General features: G+C 73.6%; 27 protein-coding genes. All 27 read left to right on the forward strand.

Going from position 1 to position 25,929, the window contains the following annotated elements; genetic code table 11:
- Positions 1-2 precede the first annotated feature (2 nt).
- Complete coding sequence (locus K2F47_RS39450; protein ID WP_242911374.1) at positions 3-236, forward strand: ferredoxin; 234 nt, start codon at positions 3-5, stop codon at positions 234-236.
- Positions 227-1,006: a class I SAM-dependent methyltransferase gene (locus K2F47_RS39455; protein WP_242911375.1), complete on the forward strand. Its 780-nt coding sequence runs from the start codon at positions 227-229 to the stop codon at positions 1,004-1,006. Before K2F47_RS39450 ends, K2F47_RS39455 begins: the two co-directional genes overlap by 10 nt.
- 26 nt (positions 1,007-1,032) lie before the next feature.
- Positions 1,033-1,356, forward strand: coding sequence for a TcmI family type II polyketide cyclase (locus tag K2F47_RS39460; protein WP_242911376.1), 324 nt, complete (start codon positions 1,033-1,035; stop codon positions 1,354-1,356).
- A complete protein-coding gene (locus K2F47_RS39465; protein WP_242911377.1) occupies positions 1,353-2,624 on the forward strand; it encodes a beta-ketoacyl-[acyl-carrier-protein] synthase family protein in 1,272 nt (423 codons plus the stop codon). The genes K2F47_RS39460 and K2F47_RS39465 overlap by 4 nt, the downstream gene beginning before the upstream one ends.
- The gene (locus K2F47_RS39470; RefSeq protein ID WP_242911378.1) at positions 2,621-3,826 is read left to right on the forward strand and encodes a ketosynthase chain-length factor; all 1,206 of its coding nucleotides are present in this window, start codon (positions 2,621-2,623) and stop codon (positions 3,824-3,826) included. The genes K2F47_RS39465 and K2F47_RS39470 overlap by 4 nt, the downstream gene beginning before the upstream one ends.
- 67 nt (positions 3,827-3,893) lie before the next feature.
- Complete coding sequence (locus tag K2F47_RS39475; protein ID WP_242911379.1) at positions 3,894-4,157, forward strand: acyl carrier protein; 264 nt, start codon at positions 3,894-3,896, stop codon at positions 4,155-4,157.
- A gap of 59 nt (positions 4,158-4,216) precedes the next feature.
- Entirely contained in the window at positions 4,217-5,002 is a 786-nt protein-coding gene (gene fabG / locus K2F47_RS39480; RefSeq protein ID WP_242911380.1) for a 3-oxoacyl-ACP reductase FabG, read from the forward strand.
- 45 nt (positions 5,003-5,047) lie between these two features.
- Complete coding sequence (locus K2F47_RS39485; RefSeq protein WP_242911381.1) at positions 5,048-5,983, forward strand: aromatase/cyclase; 936 nt, start codon at positions 5,048-5,050, stop codon at positions 5,981-5,983.
- A 27-nt stretch (positions 5,984-6,010) separates the two neighbouring features.
- Positions 6,011-6,961 carry a 3-oxoacyl-[acyl-carrier-protein] synthase III C-terminal domain-containing protein gene (locus K2F47_RS39490; RefSeq protein ID WP_242911382.1) on the forward strand — a complete coding sequence of 317 codons (951 nt, stop codon included), beginning with the start codon at positions 6,011-6,013 and terminating at the stop codon, positions 6,959-6,961.
- On the forward strand, positions 6,961-7,782 hold the full coding sequence (locus K2F47_RS39495; protein ID WP_242911383.1) for a hypothetical protein: 822 nt from the start codon (positions 6,961-6,963) through the stop codon (positions 7,780-7,782). Before K2F47_RS39490 ends, K2F47_RS39495 begins: the two co-directional genes overlap by 1 nt.
- Positions 7,779-8,351, forward strand: coding sequence for a dTDP-4-dehydrorhamnose 3,5-epimerase family protein (locus K2F47_RS39500; RefSeq protein ID WP_242911384.1), 573 nt, complete (start codon positions 7,779-7,781; stop codon positions 8,349-8,351). Before K2F47_RS39495 ends, K2F47_RS39500 begins: the two co-directional genes overlap by 4 nt.
- Positions 8,348-9,469, forward strand: a complete 1,122-nt coding sequence (locus K2F47_RS39505; RefSeq protein WP_242911385.1) for a glycosyltransferase — start codon at positions 8,348-8,350, stop codon at positions 9,467-9,469. The genes K2F47_RS39500 and K2F47_RS39505 overlap by 4 nt, the downstream gene beginning before the upstream one ends.
- Positions 9,466-10,416, forward strand: a complete 951-nt coding sequence (locus tag K2F47_RS39510; protein WP_242911386.1) for an NAD-dependent epimerase/dehydratase family protein — start codon at positions 9,466-9,468, stop codon at positions 10,414-10,416. The genes K2F47_RS39505 and K2F47_RS39510 overlap by 4 nt, the downstream gene beginning before the upstream one ends.
- A 48-nt stretch (positions 10,417-10,464) precedes the next feature.
- The gene (locus tag K2F47_RS39515; RefSeq protein WP_242911387.1) at positions 10,465-12,198 is read left to right on the forward strand and encodes an ABC transporter ATP-binding protein; all 1,734 of its coding nucleotides are present in this window, start codon (positions 10,465-10,467) and stop codon (positions 12,196-12,198) included.
- On the forward strand, positions 12,198-14,120 hold the full coding sequence (locus K2F47_RS39520; RefSeq protein WP_242911388.1) for an ABC transporter ATP-binding protein: 1,923 nt from the start codon (positions 12,198-12,200) through the stop codon (positions 14,118-14,120). The genes K2F47_RS39515 and K2F47_RS39520 overlap by 1 nt, the downstream gene beginning before the upstream one ends.
- A gap of 72 nt (positions 14,121-14,192) precedes the next feature.
- The gene (locus K2F47_RS39525) at positions 14,193-14,789 is read left to right on the forward strand and encodes an NADPH-dependent FMN reductase (protein WP_242911389.1); all 597 of its coding nucleotides are present in this window, start codon (positions 14,193-14,195) and stop codon (positions 14,787-14,789) included.
- 145 nt (positions 14,790-14,934) lie between these two features.
- Complete coding sequence (locus K2F47_RS39530; RefSeq protein ID WP_242911390.1) at positions 14,935-16,329, forward strand: NDP-hexose 2,3-dehydratase family protein; 1,395 nt, start codon at positions 14,935-14,937, stop codon at positions 16,327-16,329.
- A gap of 11 nt (positions 16,330-16,340) precedes the next feature.
- A complete protein-coding gene (locus K2F47_RS39535) occupies positions 16,341-17,567 on the forward strand; it encodes a beta-ketoacyl-[acyl-carrier-protein] synthase family protein (RefSeq protein WP_242911391.1) in 1,227 nt (408 codons plus the stop codon).
- Positions 17,567-18,619: a beta-ketoacyl synthase N-terminal-like domain-containing protein gene (locus tag K2F47_RS39540; protein WP_242911392.1), complete on the forward strand. Its 1,053-nt coding sequence runs from the start codon at positions 17,567-17,569 to the stop codon at positions 18,617-18,619. Before K2F47_RS39535 ends, K2F47_RS39540 begins: the two co-directional genes overlap by 1 nt.
- A 111-nt stretch (positions 18,620-18,730) precedes the next feature.
- Positions 18,731-20,470 (forward strand): acetyl/propionyl/methylcrotonyl-CoA carboxylase subunit alpha, encoded by a 1,740-nt coding sequence (locus tag K2F47_RS39545; RefSeq protein WP_242911393.1) that lies wholly within the window; start codon positions 18,731-18,733, stop codon positions 20,468-20,470.
- Positions 20,471-20,523: 53 nt separating this feature from the next.
- Positions 20,524-22,068: an acyl-CoA carboxylase subunit beta gene (locus K2F47_RS39550; RefSeq protein ID WP_242911444.1), complete on the forward strand. Its 1,545-nt coding sequence runs from the start codon at positions 20,524-20,526 to the stop codon at positions 22,066-22,068.
- 26 nt (positions 22,069-22,094) lie between these two features.
- Complete coding sequence (locus K2F47_RS39555; RefSeq protein ID WP_242911394.1) at positions 22,095-22,355, forward strand: acyl carrier protein; 261 nt, start codon at positions 22,095-22,097, stop codon at positions 22,353-22,355.
- 2 nt (positions 22,356-22,357) lie between these two features.
- Positions 22,358-23,104: a 3-oxoacyl-ACP reductase FabG gene (gene fabG / locus K2F47_RS39560; protein ID WP_242911395.1), complete on the forward strand. Its 747-nt coding sequence runs from the start codon at positions 22,358-22,360 to the stop codon at positions 23,102-23,104.
- Between the two features lie 18 nt (positions 23,105-23,122).
- Positions 23,123-23,314, forward strand: a complete 192-nt coding sequence (locus tag K2F47_RS39565) for an acyl-CoA carboxylase epsilon subunit (protein ID WP_242911396.1) — start codon at positions 23,123-23,125, stop codon at positions 23,312-23,314.
- The gene (locus K2F47_RS39570) at positions 23,311-24,462 is read left to right on the forward strand and encodes an MFS transporter (RefSeq protein ID WP_242911397.1); all 1,152 of its coding nucleotides are present in this window, start codon (positions 23,311-23,313) and stop codon (positions 24,460-24,462) included. The genes K2F47_RS39565 and K2F47_RS39570 overlap by 4 nt, the downstream gene beginning before the upstream one ends.
- Positions 24,459-25,445: an acyltransferase domain-containing protein gene (locus K2F47_RS39575; protein ID WP_242911398.1), complete on the forward strand. Its 987-nt coding sequence runs from the start codon at positions 24,459-24,461 to the stop codon at positions 25,443-25,445. Before K2F47_RS39570 ends, K2F47_RS39575 begins: the two co-directional genes overlap by 4 nt.
- Positions 25,442-25,897 carry a redox-sensitive transcriptional activator SoxR gene (gene soxR, locus K2F47_RS39580; RefSeq protein ID WP_242911399.1) on the forward strand — a complete coding sequence of 152 codons (456 nt, stop codon included), beginning with the start codon at positions 25,442-25,444 and terminating at the stop codon, positions 25,895-25,897. Before K2F47_RS39575 ends, soxR begins: the two co-directional genes overlap by 4 nt.
- Positions 25,898-25,929 lie beyond the last annotated feature (32 nt).

A 25,929-nucleotide genomic window follows, 5' to 3' on the forward strand; every position in this document is an offset into this window, starting at 1 on the left:
CGGTGAGGGCGCGGCTGCGGATCGACCGCGAGGCCTGCGTCGGCTCGGGCCTCTGCGCGGCGATGGCGCCGGAGCTGTTCACGCTCGCGGGCGACGGCCTGGCCGGGGCGAACGAGCGGTACCTCGCCGACCCCGGCCGCATCGAGGCCGCACGGGACGTCGCGGACTGCTGCCCGAGCGGCGCGATCTCCGTCGATCAGGATCACGGCACCGAAGGGAAACAGACATGGCGTTGACGGAAGCCCCGGGACCAGCAGAGTCGAGTGAGGTCGTCATCACCCGGCTCTGGGAGCGCAACTACGACCCGCTGACGACCCGGATCATCGAGGGCCTGCCGCTCGAACCGACCTGGAACTGCCTCGACGTGGGCTCCGGCGGCGGGTCGATGGCGTACTGGCTGGCCGACCGGGTGCCGCGGGGGTCGGTCGTCGCCGTCGACACCGACATCAGCCGGCTCGACGCGGGCCGGGCGGAGAACCTGATCGTCGAGCGGGCGGACATCACGGCAGAGGGCCCGGACGAGCCCGGGTCGCTGGACCTCGTCCTCATCCGGGCCGTCCTCTCGCTCGTCCCCGACCCGGACGAGCTGATCGCCCGCGCGGTGGGCTGGCTCCGGCCCGGCGGCTGGCTGCTGGCCGAGGACTTCTACTTCATGCCCGCCGCGGACAGCCCGTCGGCCAACGGGCGTGCCGTGGTGGGCGCGTACCTGGAGGCGTTCGAGCGCGGCGGCGCCGACCCCCGCGTCGGCCGCCGCCTGCCGTCCGCGCTCCCGAGGGCCGGGCTGACGTCGGTGGAGACCCACGTCCGGCCGCTCGGCCCGGGGCAGGGCGAGACGGAGAACGCCCTGATGCGGGCGCGCCTGGAGCTCCAGGGCCGGCCCCTGATCGACGGCGGTCTGCTGACCGCCGAGGAGATCGGAGAGTTCGTCGACGCGATGGACCGCCCGGAGGGGCGCGACGTCACCACCCTCCTGTTCTCCGTCTGGGGCCGGCGTCCGCACGCGTGAGGAGAGAGCCGAGAGGAGAGACGAACATGCACAGCACCCTGATCGTCGCCAGGATCGCCGACGCGGCGAGCGGCGAGGTCGCGCGGCTCTTCGCCGAGTTCGACAGGACGGACATGCCGCACCTCATGGGCACCCGGCGCCGGCAGCTGTTCGAGTACCGGGGCCTGTACTTCCACCTACAGGACTTCGACTCCGAGCACGGCGGCGACGCGATCGAGGAGGCCAAGTCCCACCCGCTGTTCAAGCGGATCAGCGCGGACCTCAAGCCGTTCATCACGCCGTACGACCCGGGCTGGCGCGGCCCGTCGGACGCGATGGCCGCGCGCTTCTACCACTGGGATCCGCGGTGACCCGGCGGGTGGTCGTCACCGGGATCGGCGTGCTCGCCCCGGGCGGGCTGGGCGCGAAGGACTACTGGGGCCTGCTCACCGACGGCCGGACCGCGACGCGGGGGATCACGTTCTTCGATCCCTCGCCGTTCCGGTCCCAGGTCGCGGCGGAGTGCGACTTCGACCCCGCCGCGCACGGCCTGACCCCGCAGGAGATCCGGCGGATGGACAGGGCCGCGCAGTTCGCCGTCGTCGCCACGCGCGAGGCGCTGGCCGACAGCGGCCTGGTCCTCGGCGAGGCCGACCTCGCCCGCACCGGCGTCACCGTCGGCAGCGCGGTCGGCGCGACGACGGGGCTGGAGGAGGAGTACCGCGTCGTCAGCGACGACGCCCGGCTCTGGACCGTCGATCACGGATACGTGGTGCCGCACCTCTACGACTACCTGGTGCCGAGCTCCTTCGCGGCCGACGTGGCGTGGGCGGTAGGCGCCGAGGGCCCGGTGGTGGTGGTCTCCACCGGCTGCACCTCGGGCCTGGACTCGGTGGGGTACGCGACCGAACTGATCCGGGAGGGCACCGCCGATGTGATGATCGCCGGTGCGACCGACGCGCCGATCTCCCCGATCACGCTCGCCTGCTTCGACGCCATCAAGGCGACCACCCCGCGCAACGACGACCCGGAGCACGCCTCCCGGCCGTTCGACGGCACCCGGGACGGCTTCGTGCTGGGCGAGGGCGCGGCCATGTTCGTGCTGGAGGAGCTGGAGAGCGCGCGCCGCCGCGGGGCGCGGATCTACGCGGAGCTCGCGGGATACGCGTCGCGCTGCAACGCCAGCCACATGACCGGCCTGAAGCCGGACGGCCGGGAGATGGCCGAGGCCATCGGCGCGGCCCTGGCGGAGGCCCGGATGCCCGCCGAGCACGTCGACTACGTCAACGCGCACGGGTCGGGTACCAGGCAGAACGACCGGCACGAGACCGCCGCGTTCAAGCGCAGCCTGGGCGAGCACGCCTACCGCGTGCCGGTCAGCTCGATCAAGTCGATGATCGGCCACTCGCTGGGCGCCATCGGCTCGCTGGAGATCGCGGCGTCGCTGCTCGCGATCGACCGGGACGTGGTGCCGCCGACCGCGAACCTGCACACCCCCGACCCCGAGTGCGACCTGGACTACGTGCCGCTGACCGCGCGCGAGCAGCACACCGACGTGGTGCTGACGGTCGGCAGCGGCTTCGGCGGCTTCCAGAGCGCGATGGTGCTGGCCGCACCCGAGCGGACCACCGCGGCATGAGCGCCGTCGTCACCGGGATCGGCGTGACCGCCCCCAACGGCCTCGGCACGGCGGACTTCTGGGAGGCGACGCGGAACGGCGTCAGCGGCATCGCCCGCGTCACCCGATTCGACCCGGCCGCCTATCCGGCCCGGCTCGCGGGGGAGGTGCCGGGGTTCGTGCCCGCGGACCACCTGCCGAGCCGGCTGCTCCCGCAGACCGACCACATGACGCGGCTGGCGCTGGTCGCGGCGGACTGGGCGCTGCGGGACGCCGGGGTGGACCCGGTGGACCTGCCCGAGTACGGGATGGGCGTCGCCACGGCGGCGTCGTCGGGCGGCTTCGAGTTCGGCCAGCGCGAGTTGCAGAACCTGTGGAGCAAGGGCAGCCGGCATGTCAGCGGCTACCAGTCGTTCGCGTGGTTCTACGCGGTCAACACCGGCCAGATCTCGATCCGCAACGGCATGCGCGGGCCGTCGAGCGTCGTCGTCAGCGACCAGGCGGGCGGCCTGGACGCCGTGGCCCAGGCCCGGCGGCAGATCCGCAAGGGCACCGGCCTGATGCTCGCCGGCGGCGTCGACGGCTCCATCTGCCCGTGGGGCTGGGCGGCTCAGCTGGCCGCCGGCCGGCTGAGCCGCGGCGACCGGCCCGACCGCGCGTACCTGCCCTTCGACGCGGCGGCCTGCGGGCACGTGGCGGGCGAGGGCGGCGCCATCCTCACCGTCGAGGACGCCGCGTCCGCTGCCGGACGGGGCGCGCGGGTCTACGGCGAGATCGCCGGGTACGCCGCCACGTTCGACCCGAAGCCCGGCAGCGGACGGCCGCCCGCGCTGCGGCGCGCGATCGAGCTGGCGCTCGCGGACGCCGGCCTGGTCCCCGCCGACATCGGCGTGGTCTTCGCCGACGCGGCGGCGGTGCCGGAGCTGGACCGGATCGAGGCCGAGGCGATCACCGCGGTCTTCGGCCCGCACGGCGTGCCGGTCACCGCGCCCAAGACGATGACCGGCCGCCTCTACTCCGGGGCGGGCCCGCTCGACCTGGCGGCCGCCCTGCTCGCGATGCGGGACCGGATCATCCCGCCCACGGTGCACGTGGCACCGGCCGCCGAGCACGAGCTGGACCTGGTCACGGGCGAGGCCCGGCCCGCGTCCGTCCGCGCGGCGCTGGTGCTGGCCCGCGGCCACGGGGGCTTCAACTCCGCGCTCGCGCTCCGCGCTGCCTGACTCGCGCTCCGCGCCTCCTGGCGCGCGCTTCGCGCTTCCCGACGCAACCGAACGAGAGGAACCACCCATGGCTGAGCAGGAGTTCACGCTGCCGGATCTCCGGCGGGTGCTGGCCGAGGTCGCCGGCGAGGTGCCCGGGCTCGACGGCGACATCCTCGACGCCGGCTTCGAGGAGCTGGGCTACGACTCGCTGGCGCTGCTGGAGACCGCCGGCCGCATCGAACGCGAGCACGGCGTGCGGCTGGACGAGGCGGCCGTCGCCGACGCGCGGACGCCGCGCGCCCTGATCGGCGTCGTCAACGCCGGCCTCCGCGCCACGGGCGTGGCCTGACCGCCGACGGCGAATCCCAAGGACCTCAAGGAGCGGACAGCGAACCCCAAGGAGCTGACATGTCCCAACCGCAGCAGCCGCACGCCGTCGTCACGGGGGCGACGAGCGGGATCGGCCTCGCCGTCGCGCGCGTCCTCGGCGAGCAGGGCCACCGCGTGTTCCTCTGCGCCCGCACGGCGGAGAACGTAGCGGCCACGGTCAAGCGCCTCACCGAGGAGGGGCTTCAGGTCGACGGCGCCGCCTGCGACGTGCGGGACGCGGCCGAGGTCGGGCGGTTCGTCCAGGCGGCGGTGGACCGGTTCGGGCCGGTGGACGTGCTGGTGAACAACGCGGGCCGGAGCGGCGGCGGGGTGACCGCCGACCTCGCCGACGAGCTGTGGTCCGACGTCATCGACACCAACCTCACCAGCGTCTTCCGGATGACCCGCGAGGTCCTGAACACCGGCGGCATGCGGCACCGGGACCGGGGCCGGATCGTGAACATCGCCTCCACGGCGGGCAAGCAGGGCGTCGTGCTCGGCGCCCCGTACTCGGCGTCCAAGCACGGGGTCGTCGGCTTCACCAAGGCGCTCGGCAACGAGCTGGCCCCGACCGGGATCACGGTGAACGCGGTCTGCCCCGGCTACGTCGAGACCCCGATGGCCGAACGCGTCCGGCAGGGCTACGCCGCCGCTTGGGGAACCACCGAGGAGGAGGTCCTGGCGAGGTTCTCGGCCAAGATCCCGCTGGGCCGCTACGCCACCCCGGAGGAGGTCGCCGGGCTGGTCGGCTATCTGGTCTCCGACACCGCGGCGTCCATCACCGCCCAGGCGCTCAACGTCTGCGGCGGCCTCGGCAACTTCTGACGTCCCGGCCGGCACCGGCGTCCCGGCGACCTTCCTAGGAGCGACATGCGCGAAGTCGAGCACGAGATCACGGTGGCGGCGCCCGCCGAGGCCGTCTACCGGTTCATCGCGGAGGTGGGGAACTGGCCGCGCGTCTTCCCGCCGACCGTCCACGTCGCCCATCTCGAACGGGGTGAGCGCGAGGAGCGGATCCGGATCTGGGCGACCGCCAACGGCGAGCCCAGGACCTGGACGTCGCGCCGCACGCTCGACCCCGAGCGGCTGCGCGTCGGCTTCCGCCAGGAGGTGAGCACGCCGCCGGTGGCCGCCATGGGCGGCACGTGGGTGATCGAGCCCGAGGGCGGCGCCCGGTGCCGGGTCCGGCTGCTCCACGACTACCGGGCCGTCGACGACGATCCCGAAAGCCTCGCGTGGATCGATCGGGCGGTGGATCGAAACAGCCGGTCCGAGCTGGCGGCGCTGAAGGCCGGCGTGGAGCGGGCGACGACCGCGAAGGCCGCCGACCTGATGCTGTCGTTCGAGGACACCGTCCGGGTGGATGGGTCGGCCGAGGACGTCTACGACTTCCTCAACGAGGCGCACCTGTGGGAGAAGCGGCTGGCGCATGTGGCCCGCGCCTCGCTCACCGAGGACGAACCGGGTCTTCAGACCCTGGAGATGGACACCCGGACCGCGGACGGGTCGGTGCACACCACCAGGTCGGTCCGGGTGTGCTTCCCGCACGAGCGGATCGTCTACAAGCAGACCGGGCTGCCCGCCCTGCTCAGCCTGCACACCGGCCACTGGCTGATCCGGCCGGACGGCGGCGGCGTGACCGTCACCTCCGAGCACACCGTGGCCGTCGACCCGGACGGCATCGCGAGCGTCCTGGGCGGCGAGGCCGGTGTGGCGGGCGCCAAGGCGTTCGTGAGGAAGGCGCTCAGCGGCAACAGCACAGCCACGCTCGGCCGCGCGAAAGAGTACGCCGAGGGCAAGCGGTGAGCGGCGGGACGGCGGGGTGGACTCCAGATGCCCACCATTGACGCGGTCGCGATCCACTTCCCCGAGCGCGAGACCACCGTGGAGGAACGGGCGGACGCGGTGGGCCTCAACCCCGCGCAGCGGCACCTGTTCCGGCGCGTGCACGGCCTCGACCGGCTGCGGTACGACCCGGACCTCGGCCCGTACGACCTGGTGCTGCCGCCCGCCCGGAAGGTCCTGGCGGGCGAGGACCCCGACTCGGTCAGGTACCTGCTGTACGCCCACGCCTCGCCGGTGGTCTCCCCGTCGACCGTGGACTCCGCCGAGGAGATCCGCCGGCGGCTCGGCCTGCGCCGCGCCACCGCCTGCGCCCTCACCGCGCAGAGCTGCGCGGCCGCGCTCAGCGCCATCGACATGGCGGGGGAGCTGCTGCGGGCCGACGGCGACCCCGCCGCCAGGGCGCTGGTCGTCACGGGGGAGAAGATCTACAGCGACCGCTCGCAGGTGCTGTTCAACGCGTGCGTGCTGGGCGAGGGCGCCGGTTCCTGCCTGGTCTCCCTGAACGGCCCGGGCGACCGGGTGCGCTCGTTCGCCGCCCGCACGTTCGGCGAGTACAGCGACGGTGTCGACATGACGCCCGCGCAGCACCAGCGGGCCGGCGCCGAACGGCCCGGCGTGCTCCGCGAGCTCACCGAGGCGGTCCTCGCGCTGGCGGACCGCACGGTCGACGACGTCGACCTGGTCCTCCCGCACAACGCGAACGCCACGTTCTGGGGCGAGGCCGGGGCGCCCGCGGCGATGGGGTTCGAGCCGGGCCGGGTGTTCGTGGACAACATCCCGCGCTACAGCCACTGCATGGCGTCCGACGCCCTGATCAACTACGTGACGGCGCGCGCCGAGGGCCTACTGAGGCCCGGGCGTGACTACCTCTTCTTCGCCATGGGCCTCGGCATGAGCTACGGCGCCATGGTGTTCACCCATACGGGCGGGAGCCGGTGATGGCGCTGACCCTCAAGGCGGCGGTCGGCGTGACGGCGCCGCCCCCGCGCCCGTACGAGCACGACCAGGGGGCGCTCGACAACGCCGCGGCGATCGCCCGCGCGTACGGCCTGACGGTCTCGGCGGACCTGCTGCGCCGCGGCCCCCAGGTCGCCCACGCCGATCTGGTGGACCTGCTGGTCGAACGGCTGCCGCCGGACGGGGAAGGGCCCGATCTCGTGATCCTCGCGCACGGGCTGCCGGACGCCCGGCCACGCAAGATCGTCGCCTCGTACCTCAACGCGCGCACCGGCGGGCGTGCGCACAGCTTCGCGCTCTCCGGCCAGGGCGTCGGCGCGCCGTTCACCGCGCTCCGCATGGGCCTGGCCTACGCGAAGGCGGGCCGGGCCCGGCGCTTCCTGCTCTGCGCGCTCGACCAGACGACCCTGCCCCACCGCGACCCGGTCGTGGACGGCAACGGGCTGGGCGACGCGGGCGCCCTGCTCGCGTTCGGCCCCGGGCCGGGTCGCGGGCTCGCCGTCGGCGACGCCGGCCAGTGCCACGACGGGATCGCGGCACGGTTGGCCGCGCTGGTCACCGACCCCGGCGGCACGCTCCTGGTGCTCGGCCCGTGGGCGGACCCCTCCGTCGCGGGCGCGACGTCCACCGCCTGCCACCGGGTCGCGCCCGGGGCGCACTGCACGGGCGTCTGGCTGGCGCTCGCCGAGCACGCCGAACGCTGGGCACGGGACTACGCGACCGTGCTGCTCCACGACGGCGACCCGCGCTCGGGCGCGCACTTCCTGGCCGTCCTCAGGAGCGACGGGGGCCCGGCACAATGATCACCGAAACGGCGCTGCCCTCCGTCTTCGTGATCGATCCGGAGCGGCACCGCGACGACCGGGGGGCGTTCTTCGAGTCGTTCCGGGCCGACGCGCTGGGACGGGAGACCGGCCGCCCGTTCGAGGTGCGGCAGATCAACTACTCGACCTCCCGCAGGAACACGCTGCGCGGCCTGCACGGTGTGGCCTGCCCGCCCGGCCAGGCCAAGCTCGTCACCTGCGTGCGCGGGGAGCTGCTCGACGTCGTCGTCGACCTCCGGCCGGGCTCGGCCACCTTCGGGGCGCACGTGCGCAACCGGCTCGACGCGCGGAACGGGCGCGCGGTGTTCGTGCCCGAGGGCTTCGGGCACGGCTTCCTCGCGCTGGCCGATGACACCTGCATCTCCTACGCCGTCTCGACGACGTACGTCCCCGGCACCCAGATCCACGTGAACGCGCTCGACCCGGCCCTCGCACTGCCGTGGGGGCTCACCGGGTCCCCGGTCAGGTCCGCGCTGGACGCGGGGGCCCCGACCCTGCTGGAAGCCCTCGACGCCGGTCTGCTGACCGTACCCCTGGAGCAGCCATGAAGATCCTCTTCCTCGCGGGCGGCAGCCCGGCCACGGTCTTCGCCCTCGTGCCGCTGGCCACCGCCGCGCGGAACGCCGGGCACGAGGTGATGCTGGGGGTGACCGGGGAGACCGTGTGGGCGGCGACCGGGGTCGGGCTGCCCGCGCTCGCGGTCACGGAGCTGACCCTGCGCGACTTCATCTACAAGGACCGCCACGGCGAGCCGTCCGTCTTCCCGGCCGACCCGGTGGCACAGGACCGGTTCACCGGCGCGTGGTCGGCCCGGATGGGGGAGGCGGGCCTTCCCGTGCTGCGCGAGCTCGCGAAGGTCTGGCGTCCCGACGCCGTGGTCGGCGGCACGATGGCCTACGCGGCGCCGCTGCTCGCGGCCGAGCTCGGCGTCCCCCACGTCCGGCAGACGTGGGACGGCAACGAGTTCGCCGAGGTCGACCGGGGCGCCGCCGAGGAGCTCGGGGTACCGGAGCTCCCCGCGCCCGACCTCTTCGTCGACATCACGCCGCCGAGCCTGCGCTTCCCCGGGGCCCCGGCCGCGCAGCCGATGCGGTGGCGGCCGGGGAACGTCCAGCGGCCGCTCGAACCCTGGATGTACACGCCGGGGCCGCGCCCCCGCGTCGTCGTCACCGCGGGCTCGCGGATCTCGGGCGGCGACAGGGCCGAGGCGGGCGACTACCGGCGGTACGGCTACGAGTTCCTGCTCGGGCTCGCCAAGGAGCTCTCCGGGCTCGACGCCGAGCTGGTGGTCGCCGCCCCCGACGACCTCACGGCCGCGCTGCGCGCCGAGCTGGGGGACGTGCACGCCGGCTGGGTGCCGCTGGACGTGGTGGCCCCGACCTGCGCGGCGATCGTGCACTCGTGCGGCGGCATCACCACCATGACGGCCGTGAGCGCCGGGGTGCCGCAGCTGGTGCTGCCGCTGGCCCCCGCGTTCCAGGCCCCGGCGCGGCGGCTCGTCGACCGGGGCGTCGCGCTGATGCCGGGCGAGGAGGGCCGCGCGGCGGCGTGCGGCACGCTGATAGGCGACCCCGCGTTCCGTGCGGCGGCGGCCGACCTGGCGGGCGAGGTGAGCGAGCTGCCGCCGCCCGCCGAGGTACTCGCCGTGGTCGAGAGCCTGCTGTGATCCGCCGCTCGGCGGTCGTGCTGGGCGGCACCGGCTTCATCGGACGCCAGGTCTGCGCCGTGTTCCGCGAGGCGGGCGTCCGGGTGACGCCGGTCGCGCGAGGCGCGCCCCGCCCCCTGGACCTGGCGGCCGCGGACACCGGGCGCCTGGCGGCGCTGCTGGCCGACGCCGCGCCGGACGTGCTGGTGAACGCGGCGGGCCGGGTCTGGGAGAGCACCGAGCGGGAGATGCTCGCGATGAACGCCGGGTTCGTCCAGCGCCTGGTCGACGTGGTGGCGGTGATGCCCCGCCCGCCCCGGCTGGTGCAGATCGGCACCGTGCACGAGTACGGCCCGGTGCCGTTCGGGACGGTGATCCGCGAGGATCGGGAGCCCGCGCCCGACAACGCCTACGGGCGTTCGAAGCTCCTCGCCACGGAGGCCGTGCTGCCCGCGGGCGGCACGGTGCTGCGGGCCGGCAACGCCTTCGGCCCGGGCACGCCCCGCGCCAGCCTGTTGGGCCGGGTCGCCGCGGCCCTCGCCGCCGATCGGGCCGCCCGGGCCAAAGGCGGGGCCGCCCCGCGCGCCGAGCCGCTCAGGCTGGGCCCGCTGAGGAGCCACTGCGATTTCGTGGACGTACGGGACGTGGCCGACGCGGTGCTCGCCGCCGTCCGGGAGCCGGCGTCCGCGGGACGCGTCATCAACATCGGACGCGGCGAGGCCCTGCCGGTCGGGCACCTCTTCGACCGCCTCGTCGCGCTGAGCGGCGGCGCGGTCGAGGTGGTCACCTCGCCGGAGCGGGGCGGCGCCGCCGACTCGAAGGCGCGCTGGCAGCAGCTGGACATCTCCCTGGCCGATCGCCTGCTGGGCTGGCGGCCGCGCCGCGGCGTCGACGAATCGCTGCTCGACCTGCTCGCGGAGGTGGGAGTCTCCGGCCGTGACCGGCTGCTTGACTTCAACCGCGGTTGAAGTTGCACCGTGGGGACCGTCCACCATGACGGACCCTGGAGACAGCCCGTGTTGTTCCGGCTCCTGCGCCGCCACCTGCGGCCCTACAAGCGCTCTTTGATCCTGCTGCTGCCATTGCAGACGGTCTCGGCGGTCGGCATGCTCACGCTGCCCGCGCTGAACGCCGACATCGTCGACCAGGGCGTGGTCACCGGGGACACCGGCCACATCGTGCGCGTCGGCGGCGTGATGCTGCTCGCCGCGCTCGTGCAGGCCGCGGGCACCGTGGCCGCGGTGCTGGTCGGCGCCCGGGTGGCGATGGCGGTCGGCCGGGACCTGCGGGCCGCGCTGTTCGGGCGGGTCCAGCGGTTCTCCGCCCAGGAGATGGCCCGGTTCGGCTCGCCCTCGCTGATCACCCGGACCACCAACGACGTCCAGCAGGTGCAGATGGTCGTGCTGCTGGCGCTCACGATGATGCTGATGGCGCCGATCATGGTCGTGGGCGGCGGTGCGATGGCGCTGCGGGAGAGCGCGCCGCTCTCGGCGGTCCTGCTGTTCTCGCTCCCCGCGATGGCGGTCATGTTCGGGATCGCGATCCGGTGGATGCAGCCGCTGTTCCGCCGGCTCCAGGGCCACCTGGACGCCGTCACCCGGATCCTGCGCGACCAGATCACGGGGATGCGGGTCATGCGGGCCTTCGTCCGGGAGGAGCCCGAGCGGATCCGGTTCGCCGCGACCAACGAGGAGCTGCGGCGGGTCTCGGGCCGGGTCGGTTTCGTGATGACCTCCCTCTTCCCGCTGACGACGCTGCTGGCGAACGTGTCGGGCGTCGCGGTGCTCTGGTTCGGCGGGCACATGGTCGGTGACGGCACCCTCCAGGTGGGCTCGCTGATCGCGTTCATGAGCTACCTCATGATGATCCTGATGACGATCACGCTCGCCATCTTCACGATCCTGATGATGCCGCGCGCCGCCGTCTGCGCGGAGCGCGTCCAGGAGGTCCTCGACACCCGGCCCAGCGTCGTGCCTCCCGACCCCGGGGTGTGGGAGACGCCGCTGCGCGGCACCCTCGAACTGCGCGACGTGGAGTTCGGGTATCCGGGCGCGGAGGAGCCCGTCCTCCAGGACCTCGACCTGGTCGCCCGGCCCGGTGAGATCGTCGCGGTGATCGGCAGCACCGGCAGCGGCAAGACCACCCTGCTCCACCTGGTCACGCGGCTGTTCGACGCGCGGCGGGGCGCGGTGCTCGTGAACGGAGTGGACGTGCGGGAGCTGGCGCCCGCCCGGCTCTCCGAGATCATCGGCTACGTCCCGCAGAAGGCCTACCTCTTCGCCGGCACCATCGCCTCGAACCTGCGCTACGGCCGCCCCGACGCGACCGACGCCGAACTCTGGCGCGCGCTGGACATCGCCCAGGCCACGGGCTTCGTGGCGAGCATGCCGAACGGCCTGGAATCGGAGGTCGCGCAGGGCGGGACCAACGTGTCCGGCGGCCAGCGCCAGCGGCTCGCCATCGCCCGCGTCCTGGTCCGGCGGCCCGAGATCTACCTGTTCGACGACTCGTTCTCGGCGCTCGACCACGTCACCGACGCGGCGCTGCGCGCCGCGCTCGTCGCGGAGACCCGGGACGCGACCGTCGTCATCGTCGCCCAGCGGGTCACGACGATCCGGCACGCCGACCGGATCGTGGTGCTCGACGAGGGGCGGATCGCCGGGGCCGGCACGCACGAGGAACTCATGGCCGGCAACACCGTCTACCGGGAGATCGTGCTCTCCCAGCTCACCGAGCGGGAGGCCGCGTGATGGCGGAGTCGTCCAGCACGGAGTCGTCCAGCACGGAGTCGTCCAGCACGGAGTCGTCCAGCACGGAGCGGCGGCCCGCGTCCACCGGCGGCCCGCGGTTCCGCGGCGGGCCCGCGGCGTTCGTCCAGGGCCCGACCCTGGACAGGTCGCGCGACGCGCTCGCGACCGCCCGGCGCCTGCTGGCGCTGATCCGCCGGGAGCGGTCGCTGCTGGCGGTCTCGGTGGCGTTGACGCTCGCCAGCGTCGCGCTGCTGCTGTTCGGGCCGCGCGTCCTCGGTCACGCGACCGATCTGATCTTCGCCGGCGTCGTCGGGCACCGGCCCATCGACTTCGACGCGGTGGGCCGGACGCTGGTCCTGGCCCTCGGCCTCTACGGGGCGGCGACGGCGCTCCTGCTGCTCCAGGCCAGGGTCGTCGCCGCCATCGTGCAGCGGGCGATGTTCCGGCTGCGCGCGCAGGTCCAGCACAAGCTGTCGGTGCTGCCGCTCGGCTACCTGGACGGGCGGCCCAAGGGCGAGCTGCTCAGCCGGACGACCAACGACATCGACAACGTCGGCCAGTCGGTGCAGCAGACGTTCAGCATCATGTTGAACGCCGTGCTCACGTTCTTCGCGGTGCTGAGCATGATGTTCGTGATCTCGCCGCTGCTGGCGGCGGTGGCGCTGACGACGCTGCCGCTCACCGTCCTCGCGACCAGGCAGATCGCCAAGCGGTCCAAGCCGCTGTTCCTGGACCAGTGGGGCACCACGGGCAGGCTGAACGGGCACATCGAGGAGATGTTCACCGGGCACGTCCTGGTCAGGGTCTTCGGCCGCCAGGACGAGGCCGCGCGCACCTTCGAGGAGCACAACAACGGGCTGTACGAGTCGAGCAGCAGGGCGCAGTTCATCTCCGGGCTGGCCCGGCCCGCGATGATGTTCCTCGGCAACGTCAACTACCTGCTGGTCGCGGTGGTCGGCGGGCTCCGGGTCGCGTCCGGCGCGGTGTCGCTCGGCGACGTCCAGGCGTTCGTCCAGTACTCGCAGCAGCTCGGCCAGTCGGTCAGCCAGGCGACCGGCATGCTCGGCCTCGTGCAGTCCGGCCTCGCCTCGGCCGAGCGGGTCCTCGACCTGCTCGACGCCGAGGAGCAGGGGCCCGACCCGGCCGAGCCGCGCAGCCCCCGGCAGGTGCGCGGCAGGGTGGAGTTCGAGCACGTGTCGTTCTCCTACGATCCCGGCACTCCGCTCATCGAGGACCTGAGCCTCGCGGTCGCGCCCGGGCAGACGGCGGCGATCGTCGGGCCGACCGGGGCGGGCAAGACGACGCTGGTCAACCTGCTCATGCGGTTCTACGAGGTGTCCGGCGGCCGGATCACCCTCGACGGCGTCGACATCGCCGGCATGACGCGGGCCGACCTGCGCTCCAGGACCGGCATGGTGCTCCAGGACTCGTGGCTGTTCGGCGGCACCATCGCCGAGAACATCGCCTACGGGCGCGCGGGCGCCACCCGCGAGCAGATCGTCGCGGCGGCCCGGGCCACCCACGTCGACCACTTCGTGCGCACGCTGCCCGACGGCTACGACACCGTCCTGGACGAGGAGGGGGCCGGCCTCAGCAGCGGCGAGCGACAGCTCATCACGATCGCGCGGGCCTTCATCGCCGAGCCGGCGATCCTGATCCTCGACGAGGCGACCAGTTCCGTCGACACCCGGACCGAGCTGCTGGTCCAGCGCGCGATGAGCACGTTGCGCGCGGGCCGCACCAGCTTCGTGATCGCGCACCGGCTCTCCACGGTCCGGGAGGCCGACCTGATCCTCGTCATGGAGGACGGGCGGATCGTCGAGCAGGGCACGCACGCCGGGCTGCTGGCGTCCGGCGGCGCCTACGCGGCGCTTTACGAGAGCCAGTTCTCGGGGGCGCTCACCGCCGATACCGAGCCTTGATCGACCACGTTCTGACTTTTCACCTCACCACTAAGAATGTATTCGGCCCATAGCAATCTGGAAGGGACCGCCATGTCCGGCAACAAACTGCGTCTCCTCGTGATCGTCGGCAGCGTTCGGGGCGGCCGCCTGGCCCCCACCGTCGGCAATTGGTTCGTCGCGGAGACGGAGAAATTCGGCGAATTCGAGATCGACGTGCTGGACCTGGCCGACGTCGACCTGCCGCTCGCGATGCCGTCCTACGGCGACGAGCCCGCGCCCGAGGTCAGGGCGGTCAAGGACCCGCTCACCGCGCGGGTGGTCGCGGCGGACGCCTACGTCGTCGTCACGCCCGAGTACAACCACAGCTTCCCGGCCGCGCTCAAGAACATGATCGACTGGCACCTCACCGAGTGGGCCGCCAAGCCGGTCGGCTTCGTGTCCTACGGCGGGGTCTCCGGCGGCCTGCGCGCCACCGAGCACCTGCGCGGCGTCTTCGCCGAGCTGAACACGGTGACGGTGCGCGAGACCGTCAGCTTCACCGACGCGTGGGGCCACTGGGACCACTCGGGCAACTGGCCCAAGGAGCCCGAGCCCTGCAACGAGGCGGCCAAGAAGCTCCTCGTCCAGCTGCACTGGTGGGCGGAGGTCCTGGCCGAAGCCAAGGAGAGGATGCCCTTCCCGGTGTGACGCCCGTCCCGGCGTAAGGAACAACCGAAGAACCCCGCACGAGACCGGGCCCTCGGGCCCGTCCGGTCTCAGGAGAAGAGGCGCGATGAACTCGCGCCTCTTCGGCTTTTCCGAGGAAGTCTCCGCCGACACAGGAGTCGAGCTGATGAGCACCCCGACCGCCGCGCCGCTCCGGCGGCGCGCCGAGCCCGATCCGGCCGTGCGCCTCGCGCGATCGGCCGCCACCACGGAGGGCGTGGACCTGACCACCGAGGACGTGCCCGGCTGGATGGCCGAACGCCTCGGGACCCACGAGTTCCAGGTGGACCGCGTCCCCTTCACCGATCTGGACGGCTGGTACTTCGACGGGACCACCGGCGACCTCCGCCACCGCAGCGGCCGGTTCTTCAGCGTCGAGGGCCTGCACACGCGGGTGACCGACACGACCGGCGCCGCCACGACGCGCGAGTGGGCCCAGCCGATCCTCAGCCAGCCCGAGATCGGCATCCTCGGCCTGCTGGTCAAGGACTTCGACGGCGTCCCGCACATCCTGACGCAGGCCAAGATGGAGCCCGGCAACTCCAACCGGCTGCAACTGTCGCCGACCGTGCAGGCCACGTGGAGCAACTACAACCGGGTGCACCAGGGCGCGGCCGTCCGGTACCTGGAGTTCTTCAACGGGCCCGGCCGCGGCCCGGTCCTCGCGGACGTCCTGCAATCGGAGCAGGGCGCGTGGTTCTACCGCAAGGTCAACCGCAACGTGATCGTCGAGGCGCGGGGGGAGGTCCCGCCGCACGAGGACTTCCGCTGGCTGACCGTCGGGCAGATCGGCCGGCTGCTGCACCACGACACGGTCGTCTCGATGGACCTGCGGTCGGCGCTCTCCTGCCTGCCCTTCGACCGGGCCGAGGCGGTCGCGCTGCACTCCGACACCGACGTGCTCTCCTGGTTCACCGGCATGCGCAGCCGCTACGACGTGCGCGCCCACCGCATCCCCCTGGCGGACGTGCCGGGATGGGCGCGCACGGACTCGGTCATCGAGCACCCGAACGGACGGTACTTCCGGATCGTGGGCGTCTCGGTCCGGGCCGGGAGCCGGGAGGTCGGGAGGTGGGCCCAGCCGCTGCTGGAGCCCACGGGCCAGGGTGTCGCCGCGTTCCTCTCGTGCCGGATCGAGGGGGTGCGGCACGTGCTCGCGCACGCCCGCGCCGAAGCCGGGTTCGCGGGCTCGGTGGAGATCGGGCCGACCGTCCAGTGCATGCCGGGGAACTACGCCGATAGGCCCGCCGAGGACAGGCCCGCGTTCCTCGACCGCGTGCTGGCGGCCGACCCGGCGCACGTCCGCTACTCGGCGGTGCAGTCGGAGGAGGGCGGCCGGTTCCTCAACGCCGACAACCGCTATCTCGTCGTCGACGTCGCGGAGCCGTTCGAGCCGCCGCCCGACTACCGCTGGCTGTCCCACGGCCAGCTCAACCTCCTGGTGCGGCACGGCCACTACCTCAACGTCCAGGCCCGTACCTTGCTCGCGGGCCTGAACGCGATGCCCGCCGCCGAGCGATGAGGGGGCACCGCATGCCCGGAGCCGCGGCACGCGTCGTCGTCACCGGAATCGGGGTGGTCTCCAGCATCGGGACAGGCGTGCGGGAGTTCACCCAGGCCCTGCGGGACGGCCGGAGCGGCGTGTCACCGATCACCTCCTTCGACACCACCGGGTTCGAGCACGCCAACGGCTGCGAGGTTCGGGACTTCAAGCCCGAGGAGTGGATCCGCCGCACTCCGTTGGACGGCCTCGGCCGCGCCGCGCGGCTCTCCGTGGCCGCCGCCCGCATGGCCGTCGCCGACGCCGGTCTCACCGACGCCGAACTGGGCGGCCGGCGGGCGCACATCTCCGTCGGGACGACCGACGGCGAGACCGGCGGGCTGGACCAGCTCACCGAGGCCGACCTCGCCGGTGGGCCGCGGTCCTGGAGCCCCGCGACGGCCCGGAGCATCCCGGCGGTCCGCCTGTCCTCGGCGATCGCCGCCGAACTGGGCATGGCCGACGCCGAGGCGGGCACCTTCGCCACCGCCTGCTCGGCGGGGAACTACGCGATCGGCTCGGGCCTGGACGCCCTCCGGCTCGGCGAGGCCGACCTCGCCCTGTGCGGGGGCGCCGACGCCGTCTGCCGCAAGACCTTCACCGCGTTCTACCGGCTGGGCACGATCGCGCCCGACCGCTGCCGGCCGTTCGACAAGGACCGGCAGGGCATCCTCACCGGGGAGGGCGCCGCCGTCCTCGTCCTGGAGACCCTGGAGGCCGCGCGGCGCAGGGGCGCGCGCGTCTACGCCGAGGTGCTGGGATACGGGCTCAACTGCGACGCCTCCCACCCCGTCGCCCCCGACCAGGACGGCATCGCCCGCTGCATGGAGCTCGCGCTCGAGGACGCGGGCGTGCGGCCCGAGCAGGTCGACCTGATCTCGGCGCACGGCACCGGCACGAAGGCCAACGACGTCACCGAATGCCGGGCCATCCACGAGGTGTACGGGGGTCGCCCGCCGCGCACGGTCTCGCTGAAGTCGATGCTCGGGCACACGATGGGGGCCGCCGCCGCGCTGGCCGGGGCCGCCTGCTCGCTCGCCATCACGCACGGCTTCGTCCCGCCGACCACCGGCCACCGCGAGACCGACCCCGAGTGCGAGGTCGACTGCGTTCCCAACCACTCCGTCCCGGCGGACCTGGAGATCGTGCAGAGCAACGGGCTGGCCTTCGCCGGCAACAACGCCGTGGTGCTGTTCGGCAAGTACAAGGAGCAGGCGTGATGGACGATGCCGTGCGACCGGTCGTGACCGCGTGGTCGGCGTTCTCGCCGTTCGGCATGGGACGGGAGGCCTTCGCCGCGGGCGTCGCCGAGGGACGCTCGGCCGTCGCCGGGATCGACCGCGAGCGGTGGGGGACGCCCGACGACCGGGCCGGGCTGGTCCCGGGGTTCGAGATCCGCCGGGTGCTGGGCGGGAAGGGCGTCCGGGGCATGGACCGGCTGGCCGGGCTCGCGGTCGCCACCGTGCGCGGCCTGCACGAGGAACGGCCGGGCGACGAGGCCACGGCGCTGGTGCTGGGCACGACCACCGGCGGTGCGCAGACAATGATGGACATCACTCGGACCGCGCTGACGGCCCCGCTGCCCTACCGCATCGACGCGGCCGCCATCCCGTACGGCGTGATGAACGGAGCCGCGGGCCAGTGCGCGATCCGGCACGGCTACCGGGGGCCCAACGCCACGATCGCCTCGGGCCGGCCGACGGGTCTGGCGGCGCTCAACTACGCGCGACGGCTCCTGCTCACGGGACGGGCGCGGAACGTCGTGTGCGGGGCCGTCGAGGAGTACAGCCGCGCACGGTCGTGGCTGGAGTTCCACTCCCGGGACGGCGACGCGGCCGGAACCGTGCCGGGGGAGGGATGCGCGATGTTCGCGGTCGGCCTTCCGCCACGGGACGGCACCCCGGTCCTCGCCGAGGTGCTCGCCCTGGACTTCCGGGTCTGCGTCGACGGCGACTGGGACGCGGCCCTGGACCGTTCGGTGCGCGAGGTCGCGGCGGACCCCGCCGACGTGTGGGCCACCTGCGCCTCGGGCGCGGCAGGGCCCGCTGGACGGGCCGAGCTGGCCGCGCTGGAGCAGGCCGCGCCCGCCGCCACCCGGCTCGCCCCGGTGGCGGAGTTGATCGGGGAGACCGGTGCCGCCTCGGCCGCGTTCCAGCTCGCCGCCGTACTGGCGCTGGCTGAGCGGAGCCCCGACGCGGCGGGCCGTACCGCCGTGATCACGTCGGCCGACCCGTCCTGCGGGATGGTCGCCGCCGCGCTGCTGCGGATTTAGCGCAATTAGCTAAAGCTTAGAAGAAATGCTCTTGTCCACCCTCGTGCGCCGAAGAGAGCATGAGGTATCTCCCGATTACTGTGTTTATCGGAGTGAATTCCCGGAGGCCGCGTGCGTAAGGTACTGATTGCCAATCGCGGCGAGATCGCGGTTCGTGTCACCCGTGCCTGCCGCGACGCGGGACTGGCCAGTGTCGCGGTGTACGCCGAGCCGGATCTGGACGCCTTGCACGTCCGGGTCGCCGACGAGGCGTTCGCGCTGGGCGGCGCGGGCGCCGAGTCCTATCTGGCCGTCGACGGGCTGCTGGCGGTCGCGGCGAGGGCGGGCGCGGACGCGGTGCACCCGGGGTACGGGTTCCTGGCCGAGAACGCCGGGTTCGCGGACGCGGTGCGGGCGGCGGGCATGACCTGGATCGGGCCGCCCCCGGCGGCGATCACCACGCTCGGCGACAAGGTGCGGGCCCGCGAGATCGCCCGGGAGGTCGGGGCGCCGCTGGTCGCGGGCACCGAGGCCCCGGTGTCGGGCGCGGACGAGGTGGCCGCGTTCGCCCGCGAGCACGGCCTGCCGATCGCGATCAAGGCCGCCCACGGCGGTGGCGGGCGGGGGCTGAAGGTCGCCCGCACCCTGGCGGAGGTACCCGAGGCGTACGAGTCGGCGGTCCGTGAGGCCGTGGGCGCCTTCGGCCGGGGCGAGTGCTTCGTGGAGCGGTACCTGGACAGGCCCCGGCACGTGGAGACCCAGTGCCTGGCGGACGGCCACGGCAACGTCGTGGTCGTGTCCACCCGGGACTGCTCGCTCCAGCGCCGCCACCAGAAGCTCGTCGAGGAGGCCCCGGCGCCGTTCCTCACCGAGGAGCAGGTCGAGCTGCTGTACTCCGCGTCCAAGGCCATCCTGAAGAAGGCCGGGTACGTGGGGGCGGGCACGTGCGAGTTCCTCGTCGGCCGGGACGGCGCCCTCTCGTTCCTGGAGGTCAACACCCGGTTGCAGGTCGAGCATCCGGTGAGCGAGGAGGTCACCGGCATCGACCTCGTCCGGGAGATGTTCCGCGTCGCCGCCGGTGAGGAGCTCGGGTACGGGGACCCGGCGCCGCGCGGCCACTCCATCGAGTTCCGCCTCAACGCCGAGGACGCCGGCCGCGGCTTCCTCCCGGCGGCCGGGACGCTGACCAGGTGGCGGCCGCCCGCGGGGCCGGGCGTCCGCCTGGACTCGGGGTACGTCGAGGGGCAGACGGTGCCGCGGGCGTTCGACTCCCTGATCGCCAAGCTGATCGTGACCGGTGCCACGCGGCGGCAGGCCGTCGAGCGCGCCCGGCGGGCGCTGGCGGAATTCGACGTCGAGGGCGTCCCGACCCCGCTGCCCTTCCACCGGGCCGTGCTGGACGATCCGGCCTTCGCCGAGTCCTTCACCGTCCATACGCGGTGGATCGAGACCGAGTTCGACAACCGGATTCCCCCGCACGAGGAGCCGCAGGCCGCGGGGGAGGGCAGGCGGGAGCGCGTCACCGTCGAGGTGGCCGGCAAGCGCATCGAGGTCGTCGTGCCCGCCCCGGCCGCCGCCGTCCCCGCGGCGGGGAGGGCCGCCCCGGCGCCGCGTCCATCAAATGCCGGTCGCACCGGACGGGCTGCCAGGACCGGCGGGGATTCGCTGGTGAGCCCGATGCAGGGCACCTGCGTCAAGATCCTCGCCGGGGAGGGGGCGGACGTGGCGGCCGGGGACACGATCGCGGTCCTGGAGGCCATGAAGATGGAGCAGCCCCTCACCGCGCACAAGGCCGGCACCGTCACGGGCCTCGCCGTCCAGGTCGGCCAGAGCGTCTCCGGCGGTGCCGTCGTCTGCGAGATCAAGGACTGAGCACCCAGGGAGGGACCGTGGCAGAGGACACAGCCGCAGGCGGGGTCAACGCGATGCGGAGCGCGGTGGCGGAGCTCGCGGACCTGAGGCGGCGGGCGGAACAGGGGCCGAGCGAGCAGGCCACCGAGGCGCAGCGCGCCAAGGGCAAGCTGACCGCGCGGGAGCGCATCGCCCTGCTGCTCGACGAGGGCACGTTCCGCGAGGTCGAGCCGCTGCGGCGGCACCGCGCGACCGGCTTCGGCATGGCGGACCGCCGTCCCTACACCGACGGCGTCATCACCGGCTGGGGCGCGGTCCACGGCCGGAAGGTCTTCGTCTACGCGCACGACTTCCGCATCTTCGGCGGCACGCTCGGCGAGGCGCACGCCGCCAAGATCCACAAGATCATGGACCTGGCGCTCACCGTGGGCGCGCCGCTGATCTCGTTGAACGACGGCGCCGGCGCGCGCATCCAGGAGGGCGTCACCGCGCTCGCCGGATACGGCGGCATCTTCCAGCGCAACGCGCGCGCCTCCGGCGTCATCCCGCAGATCAGCGTGGTCCTCGGCCCGTGCGCGGGCGGCGCGGCCTACTCGCCCGCGCTGACCGACTTCGTGTTCATGGTCCGCGACACCTCGCAGATGTTCGTCACCGGTCCGGACGTGATCCGCGCGGTGACCGGCGAGGAGATCGACCACGACGGGCTCGGCGGGGCGGACGTCCACGCCGAGACCTCCGGGGTCTGCCACTTCGCCTTCGACGACGAGGAGACCTGCCTGGCCCAGGTCCGCTACCTGGTGTCGCTGCTGCCGGCCAACAACCGGGAGGCGCCGCCGCGGTCGGACTGCGACGACCCCGCGGACCGGCGCACCACCGGCCTGCTGGACCTCGTGCCCGCCGCCGGCGGCCTGGCCTACGACATGCGCGAGGTGATCGAGGAGATCGTCGACCACGGCGAGCACCTGGAGGTGCACGAGCGCTGGGCGGGCAACGTCATCTGCACGCTGGCCGGGCTGGGCGGCGACGCCGTCGGCATCGTCGCCAGCCAGCCGCGCGCCAGGGCCGGGGTGCTGGACATCGCGGCGTCGGAGAAGGCGGCCCGGTTCGTGCAGTTCTGCGACGCCTTCAACATCCCGATCGTCACGCTGCTGGACGTGCCCGGGTTCCTGCCCGGCGTCGCGCAGGAGCACGGCGGGATCATCCGGCACGGCGCCAAGCTGCTCTACGCGTACTGCAACGCGACCGTTCCGCGGATCTCGCTGATCCTGCGCAAGGCGTACGGCGGCGCGTACATCGTCATGGACTCGCGCTCCATCGGCGCCGACCTCAGCCTGGCCTGGCCGACCAACGAGATCGCGGTGATGGGTGCCGAGGGCGCCGCGAACATCATCTTCCGACGCGAGATCGCGGCCGCGGACGACCCGGACGCGACCCGCGAGGCGCTGGTCAAGGAGTACCGGGCCAAGCTGATGCACCCCTACTACGCGGCCGAGCGCGGGCTGGTCGACGACGTGATCGACCCGGCCGAGACCCGGGAGGTCCTCATCGGCTCCCTCGGCATGCTGCTGACCAAGCACGCCGACCTGCCCGCGCGCAAGCACGGCAACCCACCGCAGTGATCCGCATCCGACCCAGGAGGTAGAACATGGCCGCGCTCACCGACGAGATGCGGGCGAAGGTCAGGGACATCGTCTGCGACGTTCTCGAACTGGAGCCCGGCGAGCTGACCGAGACCAGCCTCTTCGTCGAGGACCATGACGCGGACTCGATGCTGGCCATCGAGATCCTCGCCTCGCTGGAGATCGGTTTCGACCTGACCATCGCGCAGTCCGAGCTGGAGCGCATGGTCAACCTCGCCGGGATCCACGACGTCCTCGCCGACGTCCTGGCCGAGTCGGCGGCCTGAACGTGACGGAGAGCGTCGGGCTGGAGAGCGTCGCGCTGGTGAGCGGCGGCTCCCGGGGCATCGGCCGCGCCGCGGTGCTGCGGTTCGTTCGCGAGGGGGTACCGGTCGCCTTCTGCTACCGGTCCAACGCGGACGCCGCCCGGAGCCTGGAGAAGGAGGCCGCCGCGCTCGGCGGCCGCGCGACCGGGACCGGGGTCGACGTGGCCGACGCGGAGGCCGTGCGCGGATGGGTGGCCGACACCGAGGCGCGGATCGGGCCGCTCGGCACCGTCGTGACCTCCGCCGGGATCGTCCGGGACGGGCCGCTGGTCAGCATGTCCGACGAGGACTGGCACCGGGTCGTCGACGTCGACCTCGGCGGCGTGTTCAACGTGTGCCGCGCCGCGGTCTTCCCGATGCTCAAGCGCCGGGCGGGATGCCTGGTCAATCTCTCCTCGATCTCGGGGGTCTACGGCAACCCGACGCAGAGCAACTACTCGGCCGCCAAGGCGGGGATCATCGGGTTCACGCGCGCCCTTGCCAAGGAGGTCGGGGCCTACGGCGTCCGTGCCAACGTCGTCGCCCCCGGCCTGGTCGAGACCGACATGACGGCCGGGCTGGCGGGCAAGGTCCGGGAGAGGGCGCTGGCCTCCATCCCCCTGCGCCGCCTCGGCACGGCGGACGAGGTCGCCGACGCGATCTGGTACCTGGCGGGCGCCCGGTACGTCACCGGGGCAGTGCTCCAGGTCGACGGCGGGATCGTGCTCTGATGACGGGCGGCACCTGAGATGGCCGTCCGCATCGACAAGGGCCGGCTCACCGAGGAGGAACTGGCCGCCGTCATCGCCGTGCTCATGGCGCGGCCCGCCCGCGCCACCGTCCCCGCCGAACGGCGCCGGGCGCGGGCGCGCTGGCAGCGGCGGGACCACCGCGTCGCGCTCGTGCATCCGCGCAGCTGGCAGGCGGTGGGCCCGGCATGACCGCCGCCCCTACTGCCCAGGTTCCGGTGCGGGTCTCGTGGGGCCTCCTCGCCGTGCTCTCGGGCAACATGCTCATCGACTCGATCGAGGTGTCGTCGGCGATCGTGACTCTCCCCGCGATCGCCGACGACCTGCGCCTCGGCCAGGCCGGCGCGCAGTGGGTCGTCGGCGGGTTCGCCCTCGGCTTCGGCGGCCTGCTCCTCGCGGGCCGCCGGGCCGTCGCGCGCTGGGGGGAGCGGCGCGTCTACCTGGTCGCGCTGGCGGCGTTCGCCGTCGCGTCCGTTGCGGGCGCGCTGGCCGCGTCGGCGGCGGTGCTGGTCGCGTCCCGGGTCGTCAAGGGGGCCTGCGCGGCCCTCACGGCGCCGACCGGGCTCGCCATCATCGCCAGGACCTTCCCGGAGGGCGCCGCGCGCAACCGGGCGATCTCGCTCTACAGCTCGTTCGGTGCCTGCGGCTTCTCGGCCGGGCTGCTGCTGTCCGGACTGGTGACCCAGGCGGACTGGCGGTGGACGTTCCTGTGTCCGGCGCCGGTGGCGCTCGTGCTCCTCCTGTCCGGCCTGCGGCTGATCCCGGCGGCGCCACCGTCCGGCGGCGGGCCCGCCGGGTGGCCGCGTAGCCGCACGCTGGTGCGTTCGGCGCTTGGCGCGGCCGCGCTGAACGGGTCGCTCTGGGGCCTGCTCATCACCGGCACCTTCAGGTTCCAGGACGAGCTCGGCTGGACGCCGTTGCAGGCGGGCGCGGCGCTGCTGCCCGCGAGCCTGCCGGCCGCGCTGGGTGCGCCCTTCTCCGCGCGACTGGTCGGACGGTTCGGCAGCGCCCGGCTCATCGCGTCCGGCGCTGCGCTGCCCCCGCTCGGCTACCTGGTCATCTGGTGGTCCTGGAGCACGGCCCCCCTCGGGTTGCCGCTCGTCGGCGTGGGGTTCGCGCTGTGCTTCGCCGCGCTCCACGTCCAGGCGCTCGGCGGTCTCGACGCGGCCGAGCACGGCACGGCGACCGCGCTCTACCAGACCGCGGTGCAGCTCGGCGGCGTGCTGGTGCTCGTCGCCGTGACCGCCCCGGCGCTGCCCGCCCTGGGCGTGGTCACGGTGGTCGGCGCGCTGGGCTTCTGCGTCGCGCTCACCGGTATCACCAAGGAGAGAACCGCATGACCAACGAGGTGTGGGTGTTCTCCGGGCACGGCTCGCAGTGGAGCGGGATGGGCCGCCGCCTGCTGGAGGAGGCCGCGTTCGCCGAGGTCGTCGACGTGCTGGAACCGGTCTTCGCGCGGGAGATCGGCTTCTCGCCGCGCGCCGTGCTGACCGGCGGCGACCTCGGCGGCGTCGACCGCGTCCAGAGCCTGATCTTCGCGATGCAGGTCGGGCTGGCCGCGCTGCTGCGCGACCGCGGGGCCGCGCCCGCCGCCGTCATCGGCCACTCGGTCGGCGAGGTCGCGGCCGTGGTCACCGGCGGCGCGCTGTCGCTGGAGGAGGGCGCCCGGCTGGTCTGCCGCCGGTCGACGCTGCTGCGCCGGGCGGCCGGAAAGGGCGCGATGGTGATGGTCGCGCTCCCGTTCGCCGAGGTCGAGGCCCGGCTACGCGGCCGCGCGGACGCCGTCGCGGCCATCGCGGCGGCGCCCGCCGCGACGGTCGTCGCGGGCCGTCCGCGCACCGTCGACGCACTGATCGCGCTCTGGCGGGCCGAGGGGGTCGGCACGTTCCGGGTGCGGTCCGACGTGGCGTTCCACAGCCCGCACATGGACCCGCTGCTCGACGACCTGGTGAAGGCCGGCGCGGATCTGCGGCCCCGGAACTACGCCGTGCCCGTCTACTCGACGGTGCTGCCCGACCCGCGGACGCCGCCCGCCGCGGACGGCGCGTACTGGGCCGCCAACCTGCGCAACCCGGTGCGCCTGGTGGCGGCGGTGACGGCCGCCGTCGAGGACGGCCTGCGCTCCTTCCTGGAGGTCTCGCCGCATCCGGTGGTGACGCACTCCATCTCCCGCACCCTCGCCGAACTGGGGGTCACGGACGGGTTCGTCAGCGGCACGCTCCGCCGGCACAAACCCGAAGCGGAGACGCTCGACGCGGTGCTGAACAGGCTCGCCGACCGCGCTCCCCGTCCGGCGGAACAACGGCTATCGTCGAATGCATGAAGCCCCTCTCGTGGAAGGCGAAGGAGTTCACCGTCGGGGAGTTGTCCGAGCGCAGTGGAGTGCCGACCTCGGCCCTGCGCTTCTACGAGCGCAAGGGCCTTATCGCGAGCCGCCGCACCGCGGGCAACCAGCGCCGCTACTCCCGCGACACGCTGCGCAGGGTCGCGTTCATCCGCGCCTCGCAGCAGCTGGGGACCCCGCTCGGGGAAATCGCCTTCTACCTCGCGCTGCTGCCGGAGGGCCGCACGCCCACCCGGGAGGACTGGGCCCGGGCCTCGCAGTGCTACAGCAAGGACATCAACACCAAGATCCAGCGCCTGGAGTTCCTGCGCGACCGGCTCACCGACTGCATCGGCTGCGGCTGCCTCTCGATCGACCGGTGCTCCCTGGTCACCCCGCTCGACGAGATCGGCGAGAACGCGACGGGAGCGCCGCGGCTGTACGAGCCGTGACCCGTCGCGCCGCCCCCTCCTCCGCCTTCGCC

Source organism: Actinomadura terrae (assembly GCF_022751215.1).
Lineage (GTDB): Bacteria > Actinomycetota > Actinomycetes > Streptosporangiales > Streptosporangiaceae > Spirillospora > Spirillospora terrae.